Origin of the sequence: Wenzhouxiangella sp. XN24 (assembly GCF_011064545.1) — a bacterium.
Classification (GTDB): Bacteria; Pseudomonadota; Gammaproteobacteria; order Steroidobacterales; family XN24; genus XN24.
The window spans coordinates 122,841-147,493 of the sequence record NZ_JAAMFG010000034.1; the positions used below are offsets into that span (position 1 = coordinate 122,841).

General features: G+C 64.9%; 25 protein-coding genes. 16 read left to right on the forward strand and 9 right to left on the reverse strand.

Annotation, left to right across the window (positions count from 1 at the left end; all coding sequences use genetic code 11):
• Nucleotides 1-5: 5 nt before the first annotated feature.
• The 4 genes from G6032_RS08265 to G6032_RS08280 form a co-directional block, all read right to left on the reverse strand.
• Entirely contained in the window at nucleotides 6-1,250 is a 1,245-nt protein-coding gene (locus G6032_RS08265) for a DUF418 domain-containing protein (protein WP_165281675.1), read from the reverse strand.
• Nucleotides 1,251-1,350: 100 nt separating this feature from the next.
• On the reverse strand, nucleotides 1,351-1,545 hold the full coding sequence (locus G6032_RS08270) for a hemin uptake protein HemP (RefSeq protein WP_165281676.1): 195 nt from the start codon (nucleotides 1,543-1,545) through the stop codon (nucleotides 1,351-1,353).
• Nucleotides 1,533-3,683 carry a TonB-dependent receptor gene (locus G6032_RS08275; protein ID WP_165281677.1) on the reverse strand — a complete coding sequence of 717 codons (2,151 nt, stop codon included), beginning with the start codon at nucleotides 3,681-3,683 and terminating at the stop codon, nucleotides 1,533-1,535. The genes G6032_RS08270 and G6032_RS08275 overlap by 13 nt, the downstream gene beginning before the upstream one ends.
• A gap of 297 nt (nucleotides 3,684-3,980) precedes the next feature.
• Complete coding sequence (locus tag G6032_RS08280) at nucleotides 3,981-4,790, reverse strand: DUF2470 domain-containing protein (RefSeq protein ID WP_165281678.1); 810 nt, start codon at nucleotides 4,788-4,790, stop codon at nucleotides 3,981-3,983.
• A 227-nt stretch (nucleotides 4,791-5,017) separates the two neighbouring features.
• Between G6032_RS08280 and hutW the strand changes: the two genes are divergently transcribed.
• The 12 genes from hutW (at nucleotide 5,018) to G6032_RS08340 (ending at nucleotide 15,014) form a co-directional block, all read left to right on the forward strand.
• Complete coding sequence (gene hutW, locus G6032_RS08285; RefSeq protein ID WP_165281679.1) at nucleotides 5,018-6,397, forward strand: heme anaerobic degradation radical SAM methyltransferase ChuW/HutW; 1,380 nt, start codon at nucleotides 5,018-5,020, stop codon at nucleotides 6,395-6,397.
• Nucleotides 6,394-6,897, forward strand: coding sequence for a heme utilization cystosolic carrier protein HutX (gene hutX / locus G6032_RS08290; protein ID WP_165281680.1), 504 nt, complete (start codon nucleotides 6,394-6,396; stop codon nucleotides 6,895-6,897). Before hutW ends, hutX begins: the two co-directional genes overlap by 4 nt.
• A gap of 12 nt (nucleotides 6,898-6,909) precedes the next feature.
• On the forward strand, nucleotides 6,910-7,833 hold the full coding sequence (locus G6032_RS08295) for an SDR family oxidoreductase (RefSeq protein ID WP_165281681.1): 924 nt from the start codon (nucleotides 6,910-6,912) through the stop codon (nucleotides 7,831-7,833).
• Between the two features lie 16 nt (nucleotides 7,834-7,849).
• Nucleotides 7,850-8,713: an ABC transporter substrate-binding protein gene (locus tag G6032_RS08300; protein ID WP_165281682.1), complete on the forward strand. Its 864-nt coding sequence runs from the start codon at nucleotides 7,850-7,852 to the stop codon at nucleotides 8,711-8,713.
• Between the two features lie 18 nt (nucleotides 8,714-8,731).
• Complete coding sequence (locus G6032_RS08305) at nucleotides 8,732-9,820, forward strand: iron ABC transporter permease (protein ID WP_346763779.1); 1,089 nt, start codon at nucleotides 8,732-8,734, stop codon at nucleotides 9,818-9,820.
• Between the two features lie 7 nt (nucleotides 9,821-9,827).
• A complete protein-coding gene (locus G6032_RS08310; protein WP_165281683.1) occupies nucleotides 9,828-10,640 on the forward strand; it encodes a heme ABC transporter ATP-binding protein in 813 nt (270 codons plus the stop codon).
• Between the two features lie 52 nt (nucleotides 10,641-10,692).
• Nucleotides 10,693-11,022, forward strand: a complete 330-nt coding sequence (locus G6032_RS08315; protein WP_240902092.1) for an antibiotic biosynthesis monooxygenase — start codon at nucleotides 10,693-10,695, stop codon at nucleotides 11,020-11,022.
• Nucleotides 11,023-11,217: 195 nt separating this feature from the next.
• Nucleotides 11,218-12,165, forward strand: coding sequence for a helix-turn-helix transcriptional regulator (locus G6032_RS08320; RefSeq protein WP_165281684.1), 948 nt, complete (start codon nucleotides 11,218-11,220; stop codon nucleotides 12,163-12,165).
• 21 nt (nucleotides 12,166-12,186) lie between these two features.
• Nucleotides 12,187-12,897 (forward strand): hypothetical protein, encoded by a 711-nt coding sequence (locus G6032_RS08325; protein WP_165281685.1) that lies wholly within the window; start codon nucleotides 12,187-12,189, stop codon nucleotides 12,895-12,897.
• 11 nt (nucleotides 12,898-12,908) lie between these two features.
• Complete coding sequence (locus tag G6032_RS08330) at nucleotides 12,909-13,661, forward strand: SDR family NAD(P)-dependent oxidoreductase (RefSeq protein WP_165281686.1); 753 nt, start codon at nucleotides 12,909-12,911, stop codon at nucleotides 13,659-13,661.
• Nucleotides 13,662-13,669: 8 nt separating this feature from the next.
• Nucleotides 13,670-14,404, forward strand: a complete 735-nt coding sequence (locus tag G6032_RS08335) for a hypothetical protein (protein WP_165281687.1) — start codon at nucleotides 13,670-13,672, stop codon at nucleotides 14,402-14,404.
• A gap of 1 nt (nucleotide 14,405) precedes the next feature.
• Nucleotides 14,406-15,014 (forward strand): VTT domain-containing protein, encoded by a 609-nt coding sequence (locus tag G6032_RS08340; protein WP_165281688.1) that lies wholly within the window; start codon nucleotides 14,406-14,408, stop codon nucleotides 15,012-15,014.
• A 65-nt stretch (nucleotides 15,015-15,079) separates the two neighbouring features.
• Here the strand turns inward: G6032_RS08340 and G6032_RS08345 are convergent, their stop codons facing one another.
• The 3 genes from G6032_RS08345 to G6032_RS08355 form a co-directional block, all read right to left on the reverse strand.
• Nucleotides 15,080-16,036: an FAD-dependent oxidoreductase gene (locus tag G6032_RS08345; protein WP_206211894.1), complete on the reverse strand. Its 957-nt coding sequence runs from the start codon at nucleotides 16,034-16,036 to the stop codon at nucleotides 15,080-15,082.
• Nucleotides 16,037-16,074: 38 nt separating this feature from the next.
• Nucleotides 16,075-17,040 carry a TauD/TfdA family dioxygenase gene (locus G6032_RS08350; RefSeq protein ID WP_206211895.1) on the reverse strand — a complete coding sequence of 322 codons (966 nt, stop codon included), beginning with the start codon at nucleotides 17,038-17,040 and terminating at the stop codon, nucleotides 16,075-16,077.
• 123 nt (nucleotides 17,041-17,163) lie between these two features.
• Entirely contained in the window at nucleotides 17,164-18,708 is a 1,545-nt protein-coding gene (locus tag G6032_RS08355; RefSeq protein WP_165281690.1) for a phospholipase D family protein, read from the reverse strand.
• Nucleotides 18,709-18,830: 122 nt separating this feature from the next.
• On the opposite strand from G6032_RS08355, the gene G6032_RS08360 reads away from it, so the two are divergent.
• Nucleotides 18,831-19,841: a DUF481 domain-containing protein gene (locus tag G6032_RS08360; RefSeq protein WP_165281691.1), complete on the forward strand. Its 1,011-nt coding sequence runs from the start codon at nucleotides 18,831-18,833 to the stop codon at nucleotides 19,839-19,841.
• Nucleotides 19,842-19,932: 91 nt separating this feature from the next.
• On the opposite strand, the gene G6032_RS08365 is transcribed toward G6032_RS08360, so the two are convergent.
• On the reverse strand, nucleotides 19,933-20,673 hold the full coding sequence (locus G6032_RS08365; protein ID WP_165281692.1) for a DUF2057 family protein: 741 nt from the start codon (nucleotides 20,671-20,673) through the stop codon (nucleotides 19,933-19,935).
• A 276-nt stretch (nucleotides 20,674-20,949) separates the two neighbouring features.
• Here G6032_RS08365 and G6032_RS08370 point away from each other — a divergent pair, with 276 nt between their 5' ends.
• From G6032_RS08370 to G6032_RS08380, 3 genes are all read left to right on the forward strand, one after another.
• The gene (locus G6032_RS08370; protein WP_165281693.1) at nucleotides 20,950-21,369 is read left to right on the forward strand and encodes a hypothetical protein; all 420 of its coding nucleotides are present in this window, start codon (nucleotides 20,950-20,952) and stop codon (nucleotides 21,367-21,369) included.
• Nucleotides 21,369-22,433 carry a hypothetical protein gene (locus G6032_RS08375; protein ID WP_165281694.1) on the forward strand — a complete coding sequence of 355 codons (1,065 nt, stop codon included), beginning with the start codon at nucleotides 21,369-21,371 and terminating at the stop codon, nucleotides 22,431-22,433. Before G6032_RS08370 ends, G6032_RS08375 begins: the two co-directional genes overlap by 1 nt.
• Nucleotides 22,434-22,497: 64 nt before the next feature.
• Nucleotides 22,498-23,295, forward strand: coding sequence for a tryptophan-rich sensory protein (locus G6032_RS08380; protein ID WP_165281695.1), 798 nt, complete (start codon nucleotides 22,498-22,500; stop codon nucleotides 23,293-23,295).
• Between the two features lie 22 nt (nucleotides 23,296-23,317).
• Here the strand turns inward: G6032_RS08380 and G6032_RS08385 are convergent, their stop codons facing one another.
• Nucleotides 23,318-24,640 (reverse strand): hypothetical protein, encoded by a 1,323-nt coding sequence (locus G6032_RS08385; protein ID WP_165281696.1) that lies wholly within the window; start codon nucleotides 24,638-24,640, stop codon nucleotides 23,318-23,320.
• Between the last annotated feature and the right edge of the window lie 13 nt (nucleotides 24,641-24,653).

A 24,653-nucleotide genomic window follows, 5' to 3' on the forward strand; every position in this document is an offset into this window, starting at 1 on the left:
GGTAGCTACAACTCTGGTTTTTCGGGTGCCGGCTCGAGTCGTCGGATCCGCGGGACGGCGCCGTAGGTCAGGGCGCGCCAGGCCCATTCCATGGGGCCGTAGTGGAAGTGCCGCAACCACAGGATCGAGAAGATCACCTGCACCGCATAAACGGCGCAGGCGAAGCCCAGCAGCATCTGGACAGACCAGAGCCCGGCCTGGCCGAGACCCACGCCGTAGAACACGCCGAGGCCGATGACAGTCTGCGCCAGATAATTGGTCAGCGCCATGCGACCCGGGGCGGCCAGGATGGCGAGGATGCCGGACATGCTTCGCCAGAGCAGCACGAAGCCCGCCGCATAGGCGAGGCCCAGCGGGATGACGGCGAAGGTGTAGGCGATGACGGCGAAAAGGCCCTGCAGGGAATGCGGCCGGTTGAACCCCAACCCGTCCAGTGACGCGAGGATCGGGCCGGCGACCCCGCCGCTGATCCCGCCGAGGACGAGGATGCCGACCAGGAGCCGGGTTTCACCCAGCAACCGGCCGGCTACGAGCCGCCGCCCGGCCCACATGCCAAGCAGCATGATCGCAAACAGCTTCGGCCAGCGCCACGTGTCGAACAGGTGCCCGAAGCGCAGCACGCCTGCGGCGACGGCCGCTTGCAGTCGCTCCCCCCAATCGCCCAGCAGCAGCCGGACCATCGGGTCTTCCGCACCCGGCGGCATCATCGCGAAAGAAAGCGAGTAGAGGCCGAGGCTTGGATCCAATGCCAGCGCCCAGAACAATGCGTAACCCACGATGGGCGCAAGAAGCGCCAGGCCGGCCGCGATGAGCAGCGTCCGGTCCGACCAGTCGCGGATCGCGAGCAGGACGAAGCCGAGCAGGGCGTAGGGCGTGAGGATGTCCCCCACCCAGAAGACGAACAGGTGGATGATCCCGAAGGCGAGCAGGATGGTGGTGCGGCGAAGGTAGATACGCGTTGCCGCGGCCCCGCGTCCCTGCAGGCGGTGGAGTTGGAGCGCGAAGCCGATCCCGAACAGTAGGGAGAACAGCGTGTAGAACTTCCCTTCGATCACCGCGAGGTGGAGGAAATCGAGGAGGTGATAGCCGTCTCCGGAGAGTTCGGCCCGTTGCCCGGCGTCGAGATACTCCCAGCCGCTGAAGACGCGGATATTCGCCAGGAAGATGCCGAACAAGGCGAAACCCCTGAGCGCATCGAGCACGTCATGGCGGTCGCTTTTCGCGGTCGGCGCGGCGGCGCTTGTCGCCATGATGCGTATCCCTCACCCGGCCCGGAACGATTGCCGGGGGATGATACGCGTGTTGACCGCTGAAATGGCGTGCCTCGTGAATCCGTCGGCTGTTAATCTTTCACTTGGTCAGGATCAGTTTCCCCAGGCGCGTTTCGCGCAGTTCGTAGACTTGGCCCCGATGGCGGATGCGCAGGCGCCGATGCTCGCCTAGCAGGTCGCGGCTGTCCATTTCCCGCGTCGGCGCGGCCGTGTCAGGCGCACGCAGGCCATCCGCACAGGCCTGCGTGTCTTTGCTGCGGTTCAATCCAGCCATTGCAAGTCCTTGGCTATGGTGAGTCGTATGCTGCGGCCGGGTTGGTCGATGCCGTTGGGATGGATGCGGTAGTCCTTGTCGAAGACATTGTCCAGCGCCAGGCGGAGCTCGAAGCCCGACAGCAGGCCACGATCCGGCAGCCAGTTGAGGAACACGTCGGTCTTGCCGTAGCCGGGCGTTGCCAGTGCGCCTTCCGGCACATCGCGGCGATCGCTCGAGGCAATGAGTTCCCCGCCCACGGACAGTTGGTCGCTCAGCAGGTGGACACCCGCAGCCAGCGCAACCCGGTCAGGTTGAACGCTCCCGAGGTCCTCGCCGTCCGCACCCTCGCCCTCGATGGCGGTAAGCGCCGCCTGGACCCACCCGACGCGGCCCTGGAGCCGCACCGTCGCCTCGAACCCCTTGAGTTCTGCATCGACATTGCTGTTGGTCGTGATCCCCGGGAATTCCAGCGTCTGGGTGATCGGGTTGAAGGCCGGCGGGCCGGAGATGAAAATCACCGTCTGATCAACGAAATTCTTCACATCGCTGGTCCAGGCGGTGAGATCGAGTTCCATGTCCAGGTCACTGCCGAACAGCGAGGCGCGTCGCCAGCGCAGGCCAGCCTGGAATTGGCTCGATTCCTCCGGAAGGAGGCCTGGCGTCGGCACGAACTCGTTGATCACGATCTGGCCGGGCCCGAACGGCGCGACAAAGTGCACGCCGTCGGCGTACAGTTCGGTGAGGCTCGGCGCACGAAAAGCCTCGGCATACTCGGTCCACAGGTAAAGATCATCGGTGGGCGACCAGCCGATGGCCAGCCGCGGCGACACGCTGTCCTCATCCCGGCTTGGAAACGCACCTGCGGGCGCGTATTCGAACTCGTCGTAGCGCACACCCGGGATCATCGAGATGCGCTCGCCGAAGGGAATCTCGGCCTGGATGAAACCGGCGCGGTAGTCCACGTCGGCGTCCGGAAATTGCGGGCGATCGGCGCCTTCGCGCGTTCCGCTCTGTTCGTCGCCGTACAGCTCGATACCATACGTCAGCCGCATGCCGTCGATCCCCCCGCCGAAGCGAGAGGAGTTGGTCACTTCCAGCCCGCGGGTTTCAAAGTTCGTCCGGTCCACACGCCCGTCGTCCAGGCGAAACTCGTCCGTGTCGACGTTGTTCCTGTAGGCGGAGAAATCCAGGTGCAGCCAACGGTTGCCCGGATCGTCGTAGCGATAGCGAAAACGGGCGCTGTCGCGTTCCGTGCTCCGGTCCACGACGTTGGTGGGTGTGGCGACTGCGTTGGCGTTGGTGGGGTTGATGCCCTGGTTCTCGAAGCGGTCGATCGTCAACTCCACGCGTTGGTGGCGTCCGGGCTCGAAACCGAACTTGAACAGCCCCTCGCCGATCTCGTCCTGCGTTGCCGCGATGGGATCGCCGCCGCCGTCTTCCAGGTCCTCGCGGACGTCACGCACCACGTAGCTGCCGAGGATGTCGAATGCGCCGGCCTGCCCATAGGCGATGGCCGATCCGCCCCACTCATCACCGTTCGACTGGTGACTGGCCTTGAGCCGGGTCCCGAATCCGTTCCGGTCCCCCGTCATGTCACGGCCGTTGACGGTCTCGATGACGAAGACACCGCCGAGTGCACCGCTGCCGTACACGGCCGAGCTGGCGCCGCGCAGCACCTCGATGGAGCGGATCAGGTCCGGATCCACCAGGAAGCGGCCGCCGTGCGCCTTGTTGAAGTTCTGCCGTGTACCGTCGAGACGGATGATGACTTGCTCGTCGGCAAAGCCGCGGATCGCCGGCTCCTCTGCGATGCGTCGCGGCCCGCCCTGGACATTCACGCCCGGTATCATCTCGAAAACGTCCTGAAAACCGTAGGGCTGTGTGTCTTGAATGCTTTCCCGCGTGAGCACCGACACCGCAGCCGGCGTCGTGAACTGCTCGCGCTCGGTCCGCGTGGCTGAAACAACGATGGCGCCGAGATTCAGCACGGCACTCGGCGACCCGGCCACCGACGCGTCGCCTGGAGCGGAGACGGCAGCGCCGGTTTCGGCCTGGCCGGCAGCGGGGGAGGAGAGCGCCAGGACGAGAGCGGTCTGGACGGTCATGGCGAGCCGCGGGCCCCGGCGGCGGACGGCACTGGCGGGCGGATTGAGCATTGGATGTACCCCTTGAGCTGTTGCGAATCCAGGGAATCGATCGTCTGGATGTCCTGGCTGGCGGGGGAATCCGCGGGCTGGGGCGATAGGTAATTGGTTGAAAGAAACTTCGGGAAGGCTAACACGAATGAGAACGATTCGCAAATAGGAATCTATGATTTGTCGCAGGGTTCCCGTGCGGTCGCTTGCGACCCGGCCTGGCTTCGTGCAGCCGCTTTTATCGATCTCGATATCGAGCTGCGCTGAGAACCGTCGCGGCCGGTGAACGGTCCGGTTTCGTGGACCGCGTCGCTGGCACTATGGGATGCCTGGCTCGTTCTCGGAGTGTCCGGAATGCCGCACCCGGTCCATTGCGGCCTGCTGGCGCGCCTCACCTGCGAGCTCGATGAGTCGCGGGCGAAGCTCCTCGGCGCGGGCGAGTGGCGCCGGGTAGGTGTAGCGGCGGTGATCATCGCCTGATGCGAGATCGATACCCTCGGGGTCCAGCCCCGTGATGCGCCAGTCACCGTCGTCGGCGCCGCAGAGACGCGTCGCGTAAAGCCTGGTCGCGTCGCGGTGATCCAAGTTCATGTGTGCGATCGCACCGGCTTCCATCGCATGCCATTCAGGCCAATCCGCACATCGGGTTTCCAGGTCCGCACGGTCCAGCGCGTAGGCTTTGCCGAAGCCCTGGACGTAGGCCGCTGACGCGATCTCGAAACGCCACAGGGAAAAATCCGGGAAGTCGATATAAAGCGAGGCCTTGGGATGCCGCTCGAGGTAGCGGCGCCGGCACCGGGCATGGGTTTCGCCAGCGAGGCGTCGGACCGTGCCGGTCAGTGAGAGGCGCGGATGCGCCAGTGGATCACCGCGGCCAGGCTCACCCAGGAGCAAGGCCGCCCGACCGTCGCGCGTCATCGCCTCGATCCGGCCGGAGAGCGAAGAATTCGGGAAGAGGGGCATGCCGTCGGTATCGGTGGCGAGCCCGACCCGGGACACGCTCGGTCCGTACTCCATGGCGTCGACCAGCGCGAGAGCGCCATGGCGCGCAGTCCGGACCAACGTCCTCGCAGCCATGCGCACCGCATCGTCCACGGCTTGCAGGAGTGACTCTTTGTTGGGCTGCATGGGCGTCATACCGAGTGGCGCTCAACTAGTTGGCAGGGTGGGTGGTCTGGAACTTGTCCCGTTCCAAGCGCTTGTCGGAATACTAACGAAAACGATTCCCATTCGCAATCAACTCTGGCATAGTCGGGATTATGAGCGTCATTCACCGATATTCGACTCCGGCGCAGGGGCTCGCCGCCGCAGGGCGGGCCGGAACTCGGCCAAATGGCGGCGTACCCGAGGCCGCAATGCCCGCCGACCTCGCAGAGGCACTCGCGGGGTTCATGGCCGCGACCCGCGGCGATCCGCTGCGCTCAGCGTTTTCCGATGTGCGGCGTGCGCACCCGGGCGGCCTCGCGGCGCCGGTGCCTGCAGAAGAGTTCGAAGCCCACTGGGCTGTCATGTCGCAATCGCCCCGGTCGGGCCCCGGCACCGCATATGTTCACGTGCCTTTCTGCGAGACGCATTGCCTGTTCTGTGGCTTCTATAAATACCACTGGCGGAAACGCGACGGCGCACCTTACGTAGACAGTGTGCTGACGCAGGCACGGCGCCTGCAGGGGCTCCCGCTGCTCGACGGCCCGCCGCTGCGGGCACTCTACCTGGGCGGGGGGACACCGACGATCCTCGCGGCGCCGGATCTCCACCGCCTGGTCAGCGAGTTGCGCGCGCTGCTTCCGCTGGCCCCCGATTGCGAGATCACGCTGGAAGGTCGCATCCTCGCCTTCACGGAAGACAAAATGCGCGCGGCCTTCGACGCCGGCGTGAACCGCGTGTCGCTGGGCGTCCAGACCTTCGATGAACCGGTTCGCCACAGCCTCGGGCGCAAGGCCGGCAGGCAGGCGGTGATCGCCACGCTGGAGAAGCTGGTCGCGCTCGACTGCGGTGCGATCGTGATCGATCTCATCTATGGGCTGCCAGGGCAGTCCTTCGAGACCTGGGCGGAAGATCTGCGCCTCGTCGAGGCCATCGGCCTGGACGGCGTCGACCTCTATGGGCTCAACCTGATCCCGGGCACCCCGTTAACGACGGCCATCGACAAGCGCAAGCTCGATCCCGTGCCGCGCCAGGACCTCGGGGTGTTCTACGCCGCCGGTGCCGAGGCCATGGAGCAGGCCGGGTGGGAGGCGATCTCCACGTCGCACTGGCGCAGCCCGAGCCTGCGCGAACGCTCGGTCTACAACTATCTCAGCAAGACAGGCGCGGAGTGCATTGCCTTCGGCGCCGGCGCGGGCGGAGCGCTGGGCGGCGTCGGCTATCGCCTGACGCCGACCGTCGATGCCTATGCCAGGCAGCTGGACCAGGGCCAGTTGCCCATCACGAACATGTTCCGCGCACGGCCGGATGCCGCCTTGGTCAACATGATCCGCGCGGGCATGGAGCGTGGCAGGCTGGATTCGGCACGGGTTCGCGCGGCCCCCGGGGGCGAGGCTGCCATGGACGACCTGGAGCCGCTCCTGGCGCACTGGTCGCGGGCCGGGTTGATGGTGCGCCGCCAAAGGTTTTTCGATCTGACTGTCGCCGGCCGTTTCTGGCAGGTGGCTATGACCCAGCGAATCATCGGATTCCTGGACCACCCGCAGCGCCAGCCGATGGCGACCCTGCTGCTCGAAGAGGGCGAGAAATGAACGACACGATCCCGGCCCGCCGCATCGATGCCACCCTGGCGGAATCCCCAACTGCTCCACTGGAAACCATCGCTGAGCGAGCCGGCACCACCGTCGCCGATGTGGTTCGGCGCCTGCCCGCCGGGGAAGCCGTTTGCGTCGATGGCGCGCACTTCGTGGATGTCATGGAGGATCTCGCGCAATGGGGCGAGATCACCTTCATCGTCAACACCGGCGATGTGATTCTCGAGGCCCGCGGCGAGGTGCCCGAGGGGAGCATCGGGCGCGGTTTCTACAACCTCAACGGCAAGCCGATCGGCGGGCATCTGAAGGCTGACGCCTGCGGGATGATCGCCTTCGTCTCACGCCAGCTTTTCGGTTCGCCCACCCGCTCGGTGCAGTTCTACGGCCATGCCGGCCACTGCCTGTTCAAAGTCTATCTGGGGCGAGACGAGGAACGACGGATCAAGGCCGACCAGGTCGAAAAATTCGTCGCGCTGCGCGAACGGCTGGCCTGCTGAGGAATCACAGCCATGGAATCCAACGACTCGACAGCCGGAGAGTTGCCGCCACCACTCGCAGATCGGCATCTCTTCTGTTTCGGCTGCGGTTACAGCGCGATGCGCCTGGGCCGGGAACTGCTTGCGGCAGGCGCACGAGTTTCCGGCACGAGCCGAACCGCATCGGGCGTGGACCGGCTCGAAAAGCTCGGCATCGCGGCCCACGTCTTCGACGGCTCCACTGCGCTCCCTGCAGCGGCGTTCGAGGGGGTCACCGACGTACTGTCCTCGATCCCGCCGGGCACGGGCGGAGATGACGGCGTGCTGACGAGGCACAACACAATCCTTGCTGACCTGCCGACGCTCTGCTGGACGGCGCTCCTGTCTACCACCGGGGTGTATGGCGACACACGGGGGGCCTGGATCGACGAGAGCGCGCCCACCGACCCCCGCACGCCCGGCAACGAGCGGCGCGTCGCCTGCGAGGAACGCTGGCTCGCCTGGGGCTGCACCCACGGCAAGCCCGTGCAAATTTTCAGGCTGCCCGGCATCTACGGCCCGCACCGCTCGCCATTCGCCCGGCTGCTTGCCGGGGACGCCCGCCGTATCGTCAAGCCGGGCCAGGTGTTCAACCGCATTCACGTGGACGACATTGTCGCCGCGCTGCTGCTGGCCATGCAGGTGCCGGCGGCCGGGCCGGTGTTCCACCTGGCCGATGACGAGCCGGCGCCCGCGGACGAAGTGCTGACTCATGCCGCCGCGCTCCTCGGGCTGCCCCCGCCGCCCGCCGTGCCCTACCACGCGGCGGACCTGCCGCCCATGGCCCGCCACTTCTACGAGGAATGCAAGCGCCTGTCCAACGGCCGGGCGCGACAGGAGCTCGGCTTTGTACCCCGTTACCCGACCTACCGCGAGGGCCTGGCCGCGATTCTCGCGGAGGAAGCCGCCGGGCAATGAACATGGAGATCTCCCGATGATACGTGTGCTTTTCTTGTTGCTCGCTACCTGTGTTTACGTCGCACCGGCCATGGCAGCCGAGCGTGTGATCTCGATCGGCGGATCGGTCACCGAAATCGTCTACATGCTGGAGCAAGAAGAGCGGCTGGTCGGGCGCGACACCACGTCCAGCTTCCCCCCGGAAGCCGAGTCGCTGCCGGACGTCGGTTACAAGCGCGCATTGTCGCCGGAAGGCGTCCTGTCGCTGGATCCGGATCTGGTGCTGGCGGAAGAGGGCAGCGGTCCGCATGAAACGATCGCCGTGCTGGAGAATGCGCGTGTCCGCTTCGTCACAGTGCCCACCGGTTACGGCGCGGAAGCGATCCGGGCCAAGATCGAAGTCGTAAGCGATGCCCTGGGCGTGCCGGACCGGGGCCGGCAGCTCGCCGACCGGATCGAGTCCGAGCTTGAAGCAGCGGTGGCGGCGGCCAGCACCGACCGGCCTGCGCGGGTCCTGTTCATCCTGTCGATGCAGGGTGGCCGGATCATGGCCGGCGGTCGCGACACCAGCGCGGACGGCATCATCCGGCTCGCCGGCGCCGAGAATGCGATGACGGGTTTCACCGGCTACAAACCACTGACCGACGAGGCCGTGATCGCCACTGCACCTGACGTGATCCTGATGATGGAACGTGCGATGGCCGGCGACGACGCAGGCGGCAACCACGGGATAGACAATGACGCCTTGTTCAATCATCCCGGCCTGGCGGCGACCCCGGCTGCCGAAAGACAGGCGGTGGTGCGCATCGACGGGCTGTTGTTGCTCGGTTTCGGACCGCGCACCCCGGAGGCGGTGCGCGCCCTGACCTCGGCGCTGGCGGATTTCGATGAAGCCGGCTGATCGCCTGTCGGTGCAAGGGTGAACGAGACGGTCATCAGCCCCGGAATGACCTGGCCCGGATCGAGCGGCGCCGGGGATCGACGGCGGCTCGCCGCGCGCACCAGCCTGGCGCTGATCTTGTTGATGCTGCTCGTCAGCGTTGTCAGCCTCGGGATCGGCGCGGCGGATGCGTCGTTCTGGAACAGCCTGGTCACCCTGGCCCGTGGTGGCGAGCTGAGCGCGCTGGAGCGGGTCATCCTGTTCGACATCAGGTTGCCGCGCCTGGCGATGGGCTTACTGGTCGGGGCCGCGCTGGCGGTCTCGGGCGCCGTGATGCAGGGCTTGTTCCGCAACCCGCTGGCCGATCCCGGGCTGGTCGGCGTCGGTGCAGGGGCCGGGCTGGGCGCGATCATCGCGATCGTGCTGGGCGCCTCGTTGCCTGCCGCGGTGAGCCTCGCGATCGGGCACTACATCGTGCCGGTGGCTGCATTCCTCGGCGGTTGGGTGGCGACCCTCGTCCTTTACCAGGTGTCGACATCGCGGGGACGCACCTCGGTAGCGATGATGCTGCTGGCCGGGATCGCGTTGGGGGCGCTGGCCGCTGCGTTGTCCGGCATCCTGGTCTACATGGCGGATGACGCGCAGCTGCGTGATTTGACCTTCTGGGGGTTCGGCTCGCTGGCCGGCGCGACCTGGGGCAAGCTGATGGCCGCCGCGCCGCTGATATTGCTGGCGATGGCCGCAGCGCCTTTCCTGGCGCGCAGCCTCAACGCGCTGGCGCTGGGTGAAGCCGCCGCGGCGCACCTCGGCATCCCGATCCAGCGCATGAAGATGCTGGCGGTAGTGGTCGTGGCAATGGCGACCGGGGCGGCCGTCGCGGTGTCGGGCGGAATCGGCTTCATCGGCATCGTCGTACCGCACCTGCTGCGCATCAGCGTCGGTCCGGACCACCGCTACCTGTTGCTCAACTCGGCCCTGCTCGGCGCCAGCCTGCTGGTGCTCGCCGATACCATCAGCCGCACCATCATCGCGCCGGCCGAGCTGCCGATCGGCATCCTGACCGCGGTCATCGGCGGCCCTGTCTTCATCTGGATACTGCTGCGAAACCGCGGCATGCTGAACTTGTGAACCATATATGCTGCATGCGACCCGACTCGAAGTTTCATTGAGCCAGCGTCCCATCCTCCGGGACGTGGAATTCCGTGCGCGACCCGGTCAGCTGACCGCGATCGTCGGTCCCAACGGCTCCGGCAAGACCACGCTGCTGCGCGCGCTGACCGGCGAAACACCGTTCACCGGGCGGGTCGAGTTGGACGGCGACGACATCACGGCCCTCAAGCCCTGGCAACTGGCGGCGCGCCGAGCCGTATTGCCGCAGGCCACTCGCCTGGCGTTCCCCTTCACCGTGCTCGAAGTCGTCCGGATCGGCCTCTCCTGCGGCCGTGATGGGGGAAGGGAAAGGCTCGCCGAAGCCGCCCTGGCGCGCGTCGGTCTCAGCGGTTTCGAGGGACGCTTGTTCCATGAGCTGTCCGGCGGCGAACAGCAACGCACCCAACTGGCGAGAGTCCTGGTGCAGGTGTGGAATCCGGTGGTCGACGGCTTGCCATGCTGGCTGTTTCTCGACGAACCGGTCGCCAGCCTGGACATCGGGCAACAACTCGAAGTCATGCGTCTCGCGCGCGAGTTCGCGACGGCTGGCGGCGGCGTGATCGCCGTCATGCATGATCTCAACCTGACGGCGATGTTCGCCGACAGCGTGGCGATCATGCGGGAGGGGCACCTGATGCAACAGGGTCCCCCGGGCGAGGTGCTCACGGATGGCTGCCTGAGTACGGCGTACGGATGCCGCGTGCGAGTCAATGTCACGCCGTCAGCGGGTGCGCCGTTTCTCTTGCCGCATGCCTGCGTCGAAACGGCTCGATTCGAACGATCGGTGTCCGCGCCTTGAGAACCGAGCCAGGGTTTTTTCCGCCATCGAACCACACAAAAAATGGAGTGACATGACCATGTACATCGCGATGAACCGCTTTCACATTCGTCCGGGTGAGGAAGAGACCTTCGAGAACATCTGGAAGCAGCGCGAAAGTCGGCTTCGTGAACTGCCGGGATTTCGCTCGTTTCGCCTGTTGCGAGGGGAAAGCCAGGAGGAATTCACGCTCTTTGCCTCGCACACGATCTGGGATTCCGAGGCCGCATTCCAGGCGTGGACGAAGTCCGAAGCATTTCGCCAGGCCCACAAGAACGCCGGCGCCCATAACAACGTCTACCTGGGGCATCCGAGGTTCGAGGGATTCCAGGAAGTGCCGGGTACGGCGGAATCCGCGGAATAGACGCGGGGCAATGCGCCGCCGGCAGAGCCGGAGATGGCGTACCATGCCCAACAGGAGTTGCCGGCCGTTGCGGCCTGGCTGAAGCAAAACTGTTTGGTCCGCCGATTGGCGCGATCGTTCAAGCGCGCAGGCGCTTCCAGCGGTAATCATTCCTCACGGGCCGCCAACCGGCCGGACCTACCGCTGAGGCAACGGATGACGGATTTCGCGAGCAATATCCTGTTTACCCTGGTCGCGCGCCAACTGGCGCGGCAGGGTATCGCGGCGCCCGGCGACCTGGCGCCGGCGCCGACTCGCGGCACGGTGGATCTCGCCGACAAGTCCACGCTTCTGTCGGCGGTCTATGCCACGCACGGCGCACTGCCGATCCTGCGCATCGGGCAGGGCGTCGGCGAGTCGGGCCCGGAGCCGACGCTTCAGGCCCTGATGATGGCCCGTGATCCCAAGGAACTGGTGGTCCGCTGGCAGCGCCTGGAACGCTACGTGCATTCCCGTCATCGCGTCCTGTTGCGCCGGGAGGAGGGGCATGAACTCCTGCTGGAGCATGTCTCGATCCGCGACGGGGAGACGCCGAGCGCGGGGGAGGATCTGCTGATCCTTGGGCTGTTGCTGGCATTGTCAGAAGCAGTGGGCGCAGAGGGGTTGACCGCCGCCCTGGTGGGCCCGCGGAGCGAGACGCCCGTCTACCGGGACGGCGTTGTCCTGGATCCGGGTCGCCATGTCGCGGGGACTGCCCTCTGGCGCATCGGCTGGCGGGGCACAGCGTCGGGTCGAGAGGTGGCGGCAGAGGCCTCGCCCTTGCCATTCCCGGTCGTGGACAATGCCCGCCGACTGGTGGACCGCCTGATGGCCCTGGTGATGGACGACTGCACGCGGCCGTGGGCGCTCGACGCCGTGGCCCGGCAGCTCGGCCATTCCTCCCGCACCTTGCAGCGTCGCCTGCGCGAAGCCGGGACCAGCTTCGGCGCGCTGGTTCGCACCGCGCAGATACGCAGGGCGACGGAATTGCTGCTCGATGGAAGCCTTTCAGTCGCGGAAATCGGCCTGATCTGTGGCTTCAGCGATCAGGCGCATTTCACCCGCGAGTTCAAGCGTCGCACCAATATCTCGCCCGGCCGATATCGAGCCGAATTTTCATCCTGAAATCACCCCCCCAAGAGTTCCATGAAACAAAATCCTGACGTTTCGCCCCTGTGCGATCCGGCGATCCGGACCAACGGACATGCCTACCTGGGCAACCATCGCTCTCGCCGGCCGATCTGGTCGGTCGAATTGAGCGCCGCGACGGATGCGACGGAGGCACAGGCCACGCGCCGCTTTTTCGGGATCGGCGGCGCGACTGTTTCCGAGGAGATCTCCGTACTGTCGCCCGAAGGCAGCCTGCTGCAAGTGACCGCCCACCAGCCCTACCTGGAGGAGGAGGCGTTTGCGCACATTCGTTCGGCCGAGAACGGCCAGAGCACCATCCATTACCGCCTCTCGGTGAACGGCATGCTGCGCGAACGGACCGAACGGGTCCGACTGCCCGTCGTCACGCTCTCTTTCCTGCCATTGTTCGCCGGCCTTCATGCGGCGGAGCTGCTGGCCGGGCGCATGATCAAGGCCCGGTTCCCTGTGTTGAAGGTGATGCGGTCAGCCACCGTGGTCCTGCGCGCCCATCGCACGCCGGGGGGCGCGGATGTCCAGGTGACGCCGACCAGCCCGCTGCTGCGTCTTCTGTTTGGCACCACGGTGTATCGGTTCGACGCAGGCTTGGCGGTGCTGCTCGGCTACCGCGGCCTGCTCGACCCCCGGGACCGCAAGCACAACGGCCGCTGGCATGAGTACCTGGGCAGCATCGACCTGGCGCGGCCCCTGCCGTTGCCGGGATGCTGACGGTGCGGAGCATGGACCTGCGCGACAGGGATATTTTGCTGACGGGCGGGACCAACGGCATCGGTCTGGCGCTCACCGGCCAGCTGGTCGGCGCCGGCGTGCGACGCATCTTCGTGGTCGGGCGGGACCCGGCCCGGCTGGATGCGGTGGCGGCGCGCTTCCCCGGTCGGATCGAGCCGCTGCGCGCCGACCTGTCCGTCCCCACGGAGGTAGATCGGCTGGTGGCAGCCATGAAGGAAGGCGCACCCGATCTGTCCATAGTCATCAACAATGCCGGCGTCCAGACACTGACGGATTTCATCTGCACCGACGCTGGCGCATATGTCCCGGAACTTCGCGCAGAGATCGAGGCGAACTTCGCGGCCGTGGTTGCACTGACCTGCGGGCTGTTGCCGCACCTGATCGCGCAGCCGTCCGCCATGGTGGTCAACGTCACTTCCGGCCTGGCGCTCGCACCCAAGAAGTCCTCGCCCGTGTATTGCGCCACCAAGGCGGCCGTTCGAGCCTTCAGCAAGGGCCTTCGCTACCAGGCGCTGGATCATGCACCGCAGCTCAAGGTGGTGGAGGCGCTGCCGCCTCTGGTGGACACTGACATGACCCGGGGCCGGGGTCGCGGGAAAATCAGCGCAGACGCCTGCGCGCGGCAGATTCTTCAGGGCATGCGCTCCGGACGGGACGAGATCTACGTCGGCAAATCCAGGCTGCTGCGCGCGATACAGGGACTCTCCCCGGCGCTGGCTGACCGCATCATGCGTAACGGGTAGGCAAGAGCATGCGAGTTGCCATCCCTGCGGTATTTGCGACCCTGCTCCTGGCGTTGCCTGCCGCCACTCAAGCGGAGACCCGGGAGGCCGTGGTCGACTTCAGCAACCGGCAGGGCCAGCCTGAGCGCTGGGTGCTCATGGAAACCGTCAGCGGTGACGCAGCGGATCGCAGCGTGCGGCGGGAATACCGCCGCGACGGCGAGCTCTTCTATGTCGAGATGAGCCGGGTGGTGGACGGCACCCTGACCGAACTCCTGGTCACCGACAGGCGCGAAGGTGGTGAGCCGGTACGGGTGACACGGCTCGGCGACCGTCTGACCTTCACCCCTCTGTATGAGGGCGCGGCACCTCGCAGTGAAACGGTGACCGGGGAAGTGCTCGCGGTCGGCCAGGTGGCGCCGCGCCTCGCAGAGCTTCTGCGCAATGAGCCGGGGATTCGCGAGCATCGTTTCCGCGTGCCCATCACGAAGGCCTTGAAGAGCGCGCCCATGCGCGCGCGGCTCACTGCTGTCACGGCGGATACCTTCGATGTGGAGTTGCGTTCGTCCGACTTCCTGGTCCAGACCTTCTTCATGCGGGACAGCTTCCGCATGAGCGTGGAGCGCGAGTCCGGGCGACTAATCCGCTTCGAGGGACAGCCCGAACCCTATGATCTTTCGTCCGGCCGGGCCCGTTCCATCTGGACAGCACACGATTTCGCGGCGGTCGAGCCCGATCCCTCCGCTGTCGCAGGAGAAAACTGACATGTCCGCATTGCCTGATTCGGGGCAGAAGCGACCATCGCGCGCGGCGCGTCTCGTCGTCTCGCTGGAGCGGCGGGCCGACCGGCCCTGGTTCCTGCCGGCGGTGAGCATATTTCCGCTGAGCGACTACGTGCTGCCGTTTCTGCCCAACCAGATGCTGTTGCTGGGCTTGTCCGTCGTGCTGCCGCGTCGGTGGTGGCAGCTGGCGCTGGCCTTCGTGCTGGCGACCGGGCTCGGCGCGCTGCTGACCGCGTTCGCCATCCAGGAATGGGGCCAGCCGCTGCTGGAGAGACTTTTCGGCGGCGGTCCGGAAAGCAGGACTGTGGCGGAGGTGATGACCGCGATTGAACGTTATGGCCTGGTGGCGCTGGTCGGGCTTGCCATGCTGCCATGGCCGCCCCGCACCGCCGTGATCGTCTGCGCGATTGCCGGGCTGTCCGTAATTTCGATCGGTGTCGCGGTGGCGGCCGGGCGAATCGTGCCGGCCGCTGCCTACACGCTCATAGGTGCGCGTGCACCGGGGCTGTTGAGGGGCTGGCGTCGGATCGACGACCTGCTCACCGAGATCGACGCGGTGCGACCGGTTGCGGTGGTGCGAAAAAGTTCGTAACACGAAGATTCGGCTTGGTCACGCCAGCCTCGCGGGGTGTCGGCGACCGCATCGATTCGTATTGCTTATCTCCGTGGTTGCGGATCAGGCAACCGGGTCTGGAGGAGGGCGGCAGCCATGGCCTCTCCGCTGTCGAATGCCGCCTCCACGCGAGGACCGCCCGCCCAGTCTCCGCAGGCCCCGACCTGCCTGGCCGGGTCCCATACATAAGGGACGCCGGCAGTCTGTTCGAGCCGTGCAAACCGCCAGCGATGGATCATCCGAAACACAGGATCGACAGGTCCGATATAGGGGCGGAGGGCCCGGAGCAATGTGTCTGTCATGCGCTCGTCCGAGTCTTCGAGATGCGCCCTCGACCACTCGGGTGTGGCATGCACCACCAGGGTCTCCAGGGCGCCGGAGCGCCCGGGCTTGGTGTTGTTCCGCGCGATCCAGGCAATCGGACCGTCAGGCGGACTGAGCGAGGCTTCCTGCAAGCCGGTAGCTTCATCGAAGGCCAGCAGCAGTGTGATGCATGGCGCGTATCGCACGCGCTCCAGTTCGATGAACCGGATCCCGGCCGAGGCGGCGAGCGGAGCGACCTGGGGGGCCGGGAGGGCCATGACGACTGCCTCGAACGAGTCCTCTCGGATGGGGTTGCCCGGTGCGTCTTCCGATAGCAGTCGCCAGCATCCGGGGCCCCCTGCGAGCGTGGTCACCCGGTACTCCCGAATCACCTTGAGTCCCTCAGCAAGCGCCCGGGCGGGCGCCGTCATCGCAGGGCTGCCGACCCACTTGCCGGGTAACCACTCGGCCACGACGCCCTGGTCATACCAGTGCGCCAACCGGGACTGGAAACGCGGCCCTCTCGCCGTGAAGTATTGCGCTCCGTGGTCGAACTGGAGATCGTTCACCCGGCGCGTCGCCATGCGTCCGCCGAGGCCCCGGCTTTTATCGAAGACGGTGCAGTCTGCGCCGGCCGCTGCCAGTGTTCGGGCGGCGCTCAGGCCGGCCATGCCGGCGCCGATGATTGCGATTTTCATGGATATGAGGCTGCGTTGGACCGGTTGGCGGAACGGAGCTAGTTCTGCATCGGGATATCGTCATCCCAGCGGAAGCCAAGCCCGCCGAACTGCCACACGCCCGCCCCGAAGGGATTTGGCCCGGCGATATCGAGCTGCAGCGGCAAGCCGAAGTCGGGCGCCAGTTCACGGACTCCGCGGACCGTGCTCCGGTCCATGATGCGCAGGCCCTGTTCTTCTGCGGGCAGGTGCGCCTGGGGCGATGCGCGATGTGCTACGGCGAGATTGTCGATGAACAGGCAGTCATTGGCCTCGTACTCGTAAGCGATGCTATAGCCGTGCTCGAAACCCGCATTGAGAATGTCGTTGTACTCATGGCACAGCCGCCTCAGCGCCTCGGCATCCAGCAGCCGAAAACCGTCCTCTCCTGGCAGCTTTTCGATCACTGCACCCGTCATCCCGAGGTGGAGCCACAAGCTCCTGCGCCCGGTGAGGGGATGTTCGTGCACCGCCGGGTGCACCACGCCGGAAGAGGAATTGACGGACGAGAGGCGACGCCAGAATGCCTGCCGCGCCTCCGGTAGCGCGTCGTAGGCCGCCCCCTGGTGCGCAAAGCAGGTGCCGCCACCCCGTTCGGCAGGCCGGATCATGTGATAACCCGAGTGGGAGAAGGTGGTCGTATTGAAACTGCCGTCGTTGTGCCACTGCGGTCCGACGCCGGGTATTCCCTGGCGTCGATCATTCGACAGGCGAAAGATATGCCGATTGCCGCCCGGCGTGGCGGGGTGTACCCCGTGGGTGCTGTGCAGCTCCTTCCCGCCCCACCAGCAGCTGGCGCGCAGGAAACCGTCCACACTGAGCTGCGTCTCGTTCTTGAACACGACGAAGCCGCGACTGGCCATCTCGTACTCGAGCGCTTCCACTACTGGGGGCGCCGGCGGGGCCTCGGAGGCGAGGTCGATCCCGTAAACGGCGGCGCCGACGGGATCGAGCGGCACGATTTCCGCGCCAGCCTCGGCGAGCACGCGAATGCTCGACTCTGCAACGGGGGAGATGATCGGGGAGGGCGTTTTCGATTCTGATTCGGGTCTGTCCATACCCCGACCCTAACAAAATGTGGCTTTTTCAGCAGCCGGCGGCTCCCGCACTCAAAGCTGGCTCTTCGGAATGATGCGTGCGAACCAGGCCATGACCCGCTGTCCCCAGGTCGTCTCCGGCTCCTTCAGGTAAATGATCTCTTCGCCGTCCTTGTGTCCGCGCCAGCGAAGCGCACCGTCGTCGTTCAGGAACACCTCGTAGGCCTGATTTTCGAGCGCTGCGTCGATCAGCGACGCGTAGCGCAGCGCGAGTTCGCGGTCGCGGATAATCACGCCCAGTTCCGTATTGAGATTCGCGGAGCGCGGATCGAAGTTGAACGAACCGATGAACACCTCCTTGTCGTCGACAATGAAGGCCTTGGTGTGCAGCGTCGCCTTTGCGCCGCTGGCATCGACGAATTCTGTCCCGGCAACGTCCGCATCGGGTCGTGCCTCGTAGATCTCGACCCCGGCGGCGAGCAGCGGTACGCGTGAGGGTGCGTAGCCGCCATGCACCGTGAACTGGTTGTTCGCCGCCAGCGAATTGGTAATGACGGTCACCTCGACACCGCGCTGCTCGAGGGCGGCCAGGCCTTCCACACCGTCTTTCATGGGTACGAAATACGGTGAAATGATGATCAGCTGATGTTGGGCCGAGCGAATGGATTCGACCAGTGGCGTGACGATCGAATCGGCAGTGCTCGCTTTGGCCTTGATGCCCTTGTCGGGCGAATCGACGACCAGCTCATAAGGCGCCCACCTCAAAATATCTTTCCCGGGCTCCAGGTATCGCAGGTATTGCGTACGAACGGCTTCCGCGTACTTCGAGCCGCGGAGGTTGTCCATCGAATCCGAAAGACGGTTGCGCAACATATTCAGGGCGGTTTCGGGGGCATCCGGTTTCTTCACGAAGGCCGACACCGGTAAAGAGGCGACGTGATTCCAGTACGTGTCGAACATATCGGACACGTCCTGGACCACGGGACCGATCCCCATGACATCCAGGTCGCCGAAATTCGCATCCTCCCGTGCGCCGAAGTATTCGTCCGCTATGTTGCGTCCGCCGATGATGGTGACCTGGTTGTCGACGGTGAAGGACTTGTTGTGCATGCGGCGGTTGATACGCCCGAAACCGGTCAAAGCGCTCTGTGCCTTGCCGGCTGCACCACGATGGAAGGGATTGAATATGCGGATCTCGAAGTTCGGGTGCGAGTGCAGGGCGGCCAGGTCCGTGTCGTAGCCGGAGGTGAACATGTCGTCGATCAGGAGTCGCACCCGGACGCCGCGGTCGGCCGCCTGCAGCAGCGTGTATACGAACACCCGCCCGACGATGTCGTTCTTGATCAGGTAGTACTGCACGTCGATGCTTTTGTCCGCGTGTTGCGCGAGCAGCAGGCGCGCGGTCAGCGCGTCGATTCCGTCATTCATCGAGTAGAAGCCGGACTGCTCCGATGGGCGCTGCGCGACGATGGGTTCGACCGCTTTCCCGAGACGCGTATCGGAGGTGTCCGGCAAGACATAGCTCTCTTGCCTTGGGTGGTCATAGTCGATCGTCGCGCAGCCCGCCGCGACGTACAGGATGCCCAGGATGAAACTGGCGCGGACGGGCCTGTTCATGTCAAACGACTCCGGTTGAGGCGACCCATGCAGCACGGTGGCCGGCATTGCGTACGTTGCCACACTGGCGCGCACGAGACGAGTATCATGCGCTGGTCCCGGGCCCGGAGAGCCGTTTCTTTATGTCTTCGAAGTATCTTGGTACCTCCCTGGTGCTGTGTGCGTTCCTTGTGCCCGGCGGTGCATTGGCCGCCGACGTCATATACATGCAGAACGGTGACCGCATTACCGGCGACATCAAGCGCGTGTGGGACAACGAGCTTTTCCTGGAGACGGACTACGCCGACGAATTTCCGGTCTCACTGGACGCCATCGCGCGCATCGAATCCGACGAGGAGCTCGAAATCGAGTTACGCGATCACAGCGAGGTGATCGGCCGCTTCGCCACCGATGCCGCGGGCAACATGATCCTGGTCACTGACGCCGGCAGTCGGGCGTTCTCGCCGATGGATATCGAGGAACTCACGGAACTGGAGGACGAGTTCGACTGGGATGTCCGCTCCGATTTCTCCTACAGGGCGACGCAAGGCAACACGGACACCAGCAATTTCCTGTGGCAGGCAGCGGGCGGCGTGAAGATCGGTGATCATCGCCACCGGGGGGATTTGCGTTTTGATCGCATCGACCAGGACGGGCTCACGACGAAGGAGCAGTACGCAGCCAACTACGTGTATAGCTGGTTCTTCTCCGACACCTGGTTCCTGGCCTCCGGTATCGGCTACGAACGCGACCCCTTGCGCGAGCTCAGCTACCGCTACACGCCCGGTGCCGGGCTGGGTTACCAGTTCTTCGACGATGCCTATCGGCAATTCGAGGTTGCACTCTCCGCTGTCGGCGTTCGAGAGAGACTGGGCGGCATTACCGAGAAATCGTCCGCCGTGCGTTGGGATCTGCGCTATCGCCGTGACCTGCTCGGCGGTGACCTGGAGTTCTACCATGACCACCGCCTTTGGACGTATGTCACCGGCCGCTCGAACAAGGTCGTCGATACCACGACCGGCATCCGCTGGGACGTGTGGGGCGACGTCTACATGAACATCCAGTTCGACTGGGACTGGGAGTCTGAACCGGCGGCCGGTAACGAGAAGGAAGACATCACCTACGCGATCGGCATTGGGGTGGAACTCGATTAGTTGTGCAGGCCGTGCGGCGACCAGGTCCCGGAATGGCGGTTCGGCGAGCGCTGCTGGATTTCCGCTTCTGAACGACGCTGCGGTTCCCGATTCAGGGCCGCTCGGCCAGCCATTGCAGGAACGCCCGGCGCGTCTCGCTGCTGGCTTCCTGCCACCACTCCTTCATGAGATCCAGCGGGTCGGCTTCCCGGGGCGGGGCGGATTTGGTTTCCTGCTCGCTGACGAGCGGCGACCCGGGGCTCGATGTGCCCGCAGCCGCTGGCGCGCCGGTCGCCGGCAGCGGTTCGACCTCCCGGTGCCCATCCGCGGTCTCCGCCGACGGCACGAGCGTGTCGTCAAATGACATGGCCGCCACCAGTCCCCGGCGGAACTGCACGCCGCTGTCCGTGGACGCCGTGCGCCGGCCACTCGAAAGCTCCTCCGACCAGCCGCTGAAATCGATCGCCAGTTCACGGGCTGCGTCGAGATCCGCCGGCCGGTCGTAATCGAGGCGGTACCGTTCGCCCGCCCGTGCTTCGACCACGAACAGGGCAGGGTCGGAACGCAGTACCTCATGCTGTTCGCCCAACTCCCACAGCTCTCGATAGAACACGAGAATTTCATAGCGGCCGGGCGCGACCTCGAGAATTTTGTCGCCAATGCTCATCATGCCGCTGCCGCCGGCGATCTCTTTGCCGTTGACCGAGGCCACCTCGAGCTGTTCGGGCATGACGATGGTCGCGACATCCGCAGGCGCCAGTTGCGAATCGTGCAGGGTGATGGGCTTCGACGCACAGCCCGAGAGGACCCCGGTCGATATCGCGAGCAACAGCAGACAGGATAATCTAAACATGTGACGCACTCCGGCAGGCGAGGGACTCGGGCGAGGCTAACACAGAGCCACGACCGGCCGGGTAGTGGCGATCATCGCGATCACAGCGAGGACACTAGTGATAAGCGACCCTATGTGAGCGGTGGATCGGTCGATCGGGCCGCCAGCCGATGCGATACGAGAATTTCCTCATACGAGTCCGCGCGGTCGCCGGGACGTACACGCCGGCAGTCGTTTACACTCGGCTGCACGATGAACCGATCCGAGTCGCTTTTTCTCACCGTGTTCGTGCCTGGCGTGGCGCTCGCGTTTTTGGTGCCCGCATTGGTTTTCGTGTTGTGCGCGCTGTTTGCCGATATGTCGGTGGTCGAAAGCCTTGCAGCCGTCGCGACGCAGTTCCGGGCCGAGCGCCATCCATTGCTCGGTGCCGCGATCCTCGGCACGCTGCCGGTGGTGGTGCTGACGCTGGTGGGCTGGTTGCTGGCACGCAAGCTCGACAAGGTGCGCGTGCGCGCGATCGCCCAGGCGGGCCTGGTCGGTATCGCGCTGGTCCTGGTGTGGGTCAATGTCGAGTTCTGGCCGGGCTATCTGCCCGATAGAACCTTCCTCGGATTTCCGCACGGGCTCGAGTTCGTTATCGGGCCGGTTTTTTTCGCGCCGCCGGCCATGCTGATCGCGATGCTGGCGGCCTGGTTCGCGACGCGCCCGCCTGCTTAATGAGGCGCATCTTCCTGCTCTTGTGTCTCTCCATCGTTTCGGCGCCAGCCGATGCGTGCCGTTGCGCGCAGCGGAGCCTGGCCGACTATTTTGATGGAGCCACGGAGGTCACGACGGCCCGGCTGATCGCAGCCAGGCAGAACGATGCAGATCCGGCGCGGCTCGAGCTGCGGTTCGAAATTGTTGCACCGGCGTGGAAATCATCGCGCACCCTGGCGGTCGGTACGCAGATTAATTACAGCACCGCATCGAGTTCGGCGGCCTGCGGCCTTTCGCCCGAATCAGGGGCCATCTACGTGTTGTTCGCGTACTCGTCCGCCGAAACGCCGGAGGCCGAATTGCACGTAGACACCTGCAGCGGGAGTCGGGTGTTGTTGCCGGCTGACGGGCGAGCACCCGAAGGGTTCAAGGATGTGCCGGCACGTTTCGTGTCGCAGCAACTCAACGCACTGGCCGGCCTCGCCGTGCTCGGTGAGGTCGCGGCGGCACAGCCCGACCCGACAGATCCGGACAATACGACGCTCGTGGGCTTGCTCGACGTTTCGGGTTTCAGCCACGCCGGGCATGCGCGTCTGTTGGAGAGCCCCGCCCGCGATGCCCCGATAATTTTGCAGCCCGAAGGCTATGCGGATCTGCAATCCCGCGAGGTGGACTACGAAGTTCCGGCCGCCGTGGTTTATGCCCACGTCGACGGCTGGTACAAGCTGCGGACCGCGGACGGCGTATTCGGCTGGTTGCCGCCGGACTATGCGGGCACCTTCTTTCCCTACGCGGATCTGCTTGTCCGTCGCCTGGCCTATGTATCGCTGCCGTGGCACGGTTTCGTCTGGCCGGCGCCTGGCGCGGGGCTGCCGCTGCGCATGCTTCCGCCTGAAGGAAAACACGAACAGCCGGTGGAAGTGCTCGAAACACAGATCGTTGGTGGTTCACCCTGGTTCCGCGTCAACCTGATGACGACCAGTCCGTGCGAAGGTGGCGAAAGCGCGCGGGGCACCGGAGGGTGGGTGCCGGCATATCGCGAAGACGGTACGCCACTCGCCTGGTTTTACTCTCGCGGGTGCTGAATGCGAGGAAAAGACTATTCGGTGCGCTTGGCCGGCGCCCTGCGTACTCTTCTACAATACGAGCATGCAGACAAGTACTCCAAAAGTTAATCAGACCGGCCTGCTTCTGGCCAACACCGCCTCCCTGCTTTTTGCTCTGGTCATGAATGCCTTGGCCGGCAGTTCCGTCTTCAGCGGGAAAACCGTGGGCGATGTGAGCAAGATTTATGACACGCTGTTCGCGCCCGCTGGATACGCGTTCGCGATCTGGGGGCTGATTTATCTGCTGCTAATTCTATTCGTCGGATACCAATGGTTCGCGTGGCTGAGGCATAACGACGACCGGGAACTGCAACAAACCGGGCTCTGGCTGAGCCTGGCCAACCTGGCCAATGGTTTCTGGATCGTGGCCTGGTTGACCGAGTCCATCGGGATTTCCGTCCTGCTTATGCTTGTTCTTCTGATTTCTCTGCTGGTTTTGGTGGTACGGCTTCGGTTGGAAATCTGGGATGCCCCGCTGCGGATCATCGTGTTTGTATGGTGGCCGATAGTCATTTATCTGGGCTGGATAGTTGTCGCTACGGTGGCCAATGTGGCCGCCTGGCTGGTCAGCATGGGCTGGCACGGCGGCTTCATGGGGGCGTCGAACTGGACCATCCTGTTGATCGCTGCCGCCACGATGATCTACGTCGCTCTGGTCTGGTTCCGCAACATGCGGGAAGCCGCGCTGGTGGGCATCTGGGCGTTGATCGCCATCGCTGTGCGGCAATGGCAGACGCACGACGAGATCGTGATCGTCGCTTCGATCGGTGCCGTCACATTGTTCACGATCGTTTCCTGGCACGCCTATAAGAATCGGGAGTCTTCACCGTTGGCTCACTGATCAGCCAGTCTGTCTGTTCGCACTAGTTGCCGAGCACCTGGTCCAGCCGCGCGTATACAGACTGCACATCATTGTGTGCACAGCCCTTGTTGACGAAGGACTGAATACGGTGGCGGCCATCAATTATTTCGCCGATGACGGATTCTGCGCCAGAGGTGGTGCTCCCCGCGCTGCGGGCGTCGACTTCGCGGCTGAGAATGCTTGAAGCATAGTAAGCCTGGTTGGCCTGGTCATAGGCGAAATAGCGCGGCTCGAACTTCCGATCGATTGTCAGGGTGTAGGGTTCGCTGGCCTGCCGGCTGCCAATCGTGAAGCCGTCCTGATCGATGGTTCGTTCGATCAGGACGATCTGGAACGACACCGGATCGGCGATGTGGGTCGGACATGTCTTCGAGTAGACAATGAGGAATTCGTTGTGGAACTGCCGAAAATAGCCAGTGTAGCGATTGCGAATCTCAGACAGGTCGCCGGCCACCATTGCGCCCAGGACATCATCGAAGGTCTTGATCGTATCCAGGTCGCGTGAGGCGCCATAGCCGGTTGCAACGGCGGACCACATGCCGTTGGCCAATGTGGCATCGACGCTGCAATCCTGGCTGGTGCAGATGAAAGTGTCCGCCATCGGGCCGGGGATGAACCTGATCTGCATGACATCCGGACACTGTGCCTGGACCTGCGGGGCGGCCATCTCAGCGAATCTGCGGAAAGTCCCGAGGCTGGGTTTGCGCGCGCCGCTGGAATTCATGCTGCCAAGCGGCAGCGTCATGCGGTCCTGGCAAATGGCGTAGCCCCGAAGTGCGATGCCCGTGAGCAGATCCTGCACGGCCAGCATGACCCGCGGCCCTGAAGGTAGCGCGGCAATCTGCGCGTCAACTGGATTGGCGGCCGCTGCGACGCTGAGGGCTGCCGCCGTGTTGGCCCAGCCTGCAGAGCGGGCAAATGACGCCACTCGCGGTCTGTCGGGCCGGTTGGCCAGGACGGTGTCCACGCGCTCGAGTTCCGGGCAGGCCGACTGCAACTGCTCGACAAGCCGGCCGGCCAGGCCGTCGGCATTGAGATCGGCAAACTTACCCGACTTTTCGAAGCGAGTGACGTCTGCACGATCATTGATACTCAGGTCTGCCTCGATCTGCTCCCCGCATGGTCCTTGATAATGGGCGAGATCGGTGCTGGCGACGCCCCGCAACATGACGGCAATCACGAGCTGCCCGTCTGGCAGGCTCTGGGTCATGACCTGATACGGGCCGTCGGATTCCACGTTGGGCTGGGAGGCCGAGGTCGGAACAGACGCCGCCAGCATGGTGACGGTGGCCAGTGCAGACAATACCGACTGTGATCTCAACATTTGGCGCTTCCTT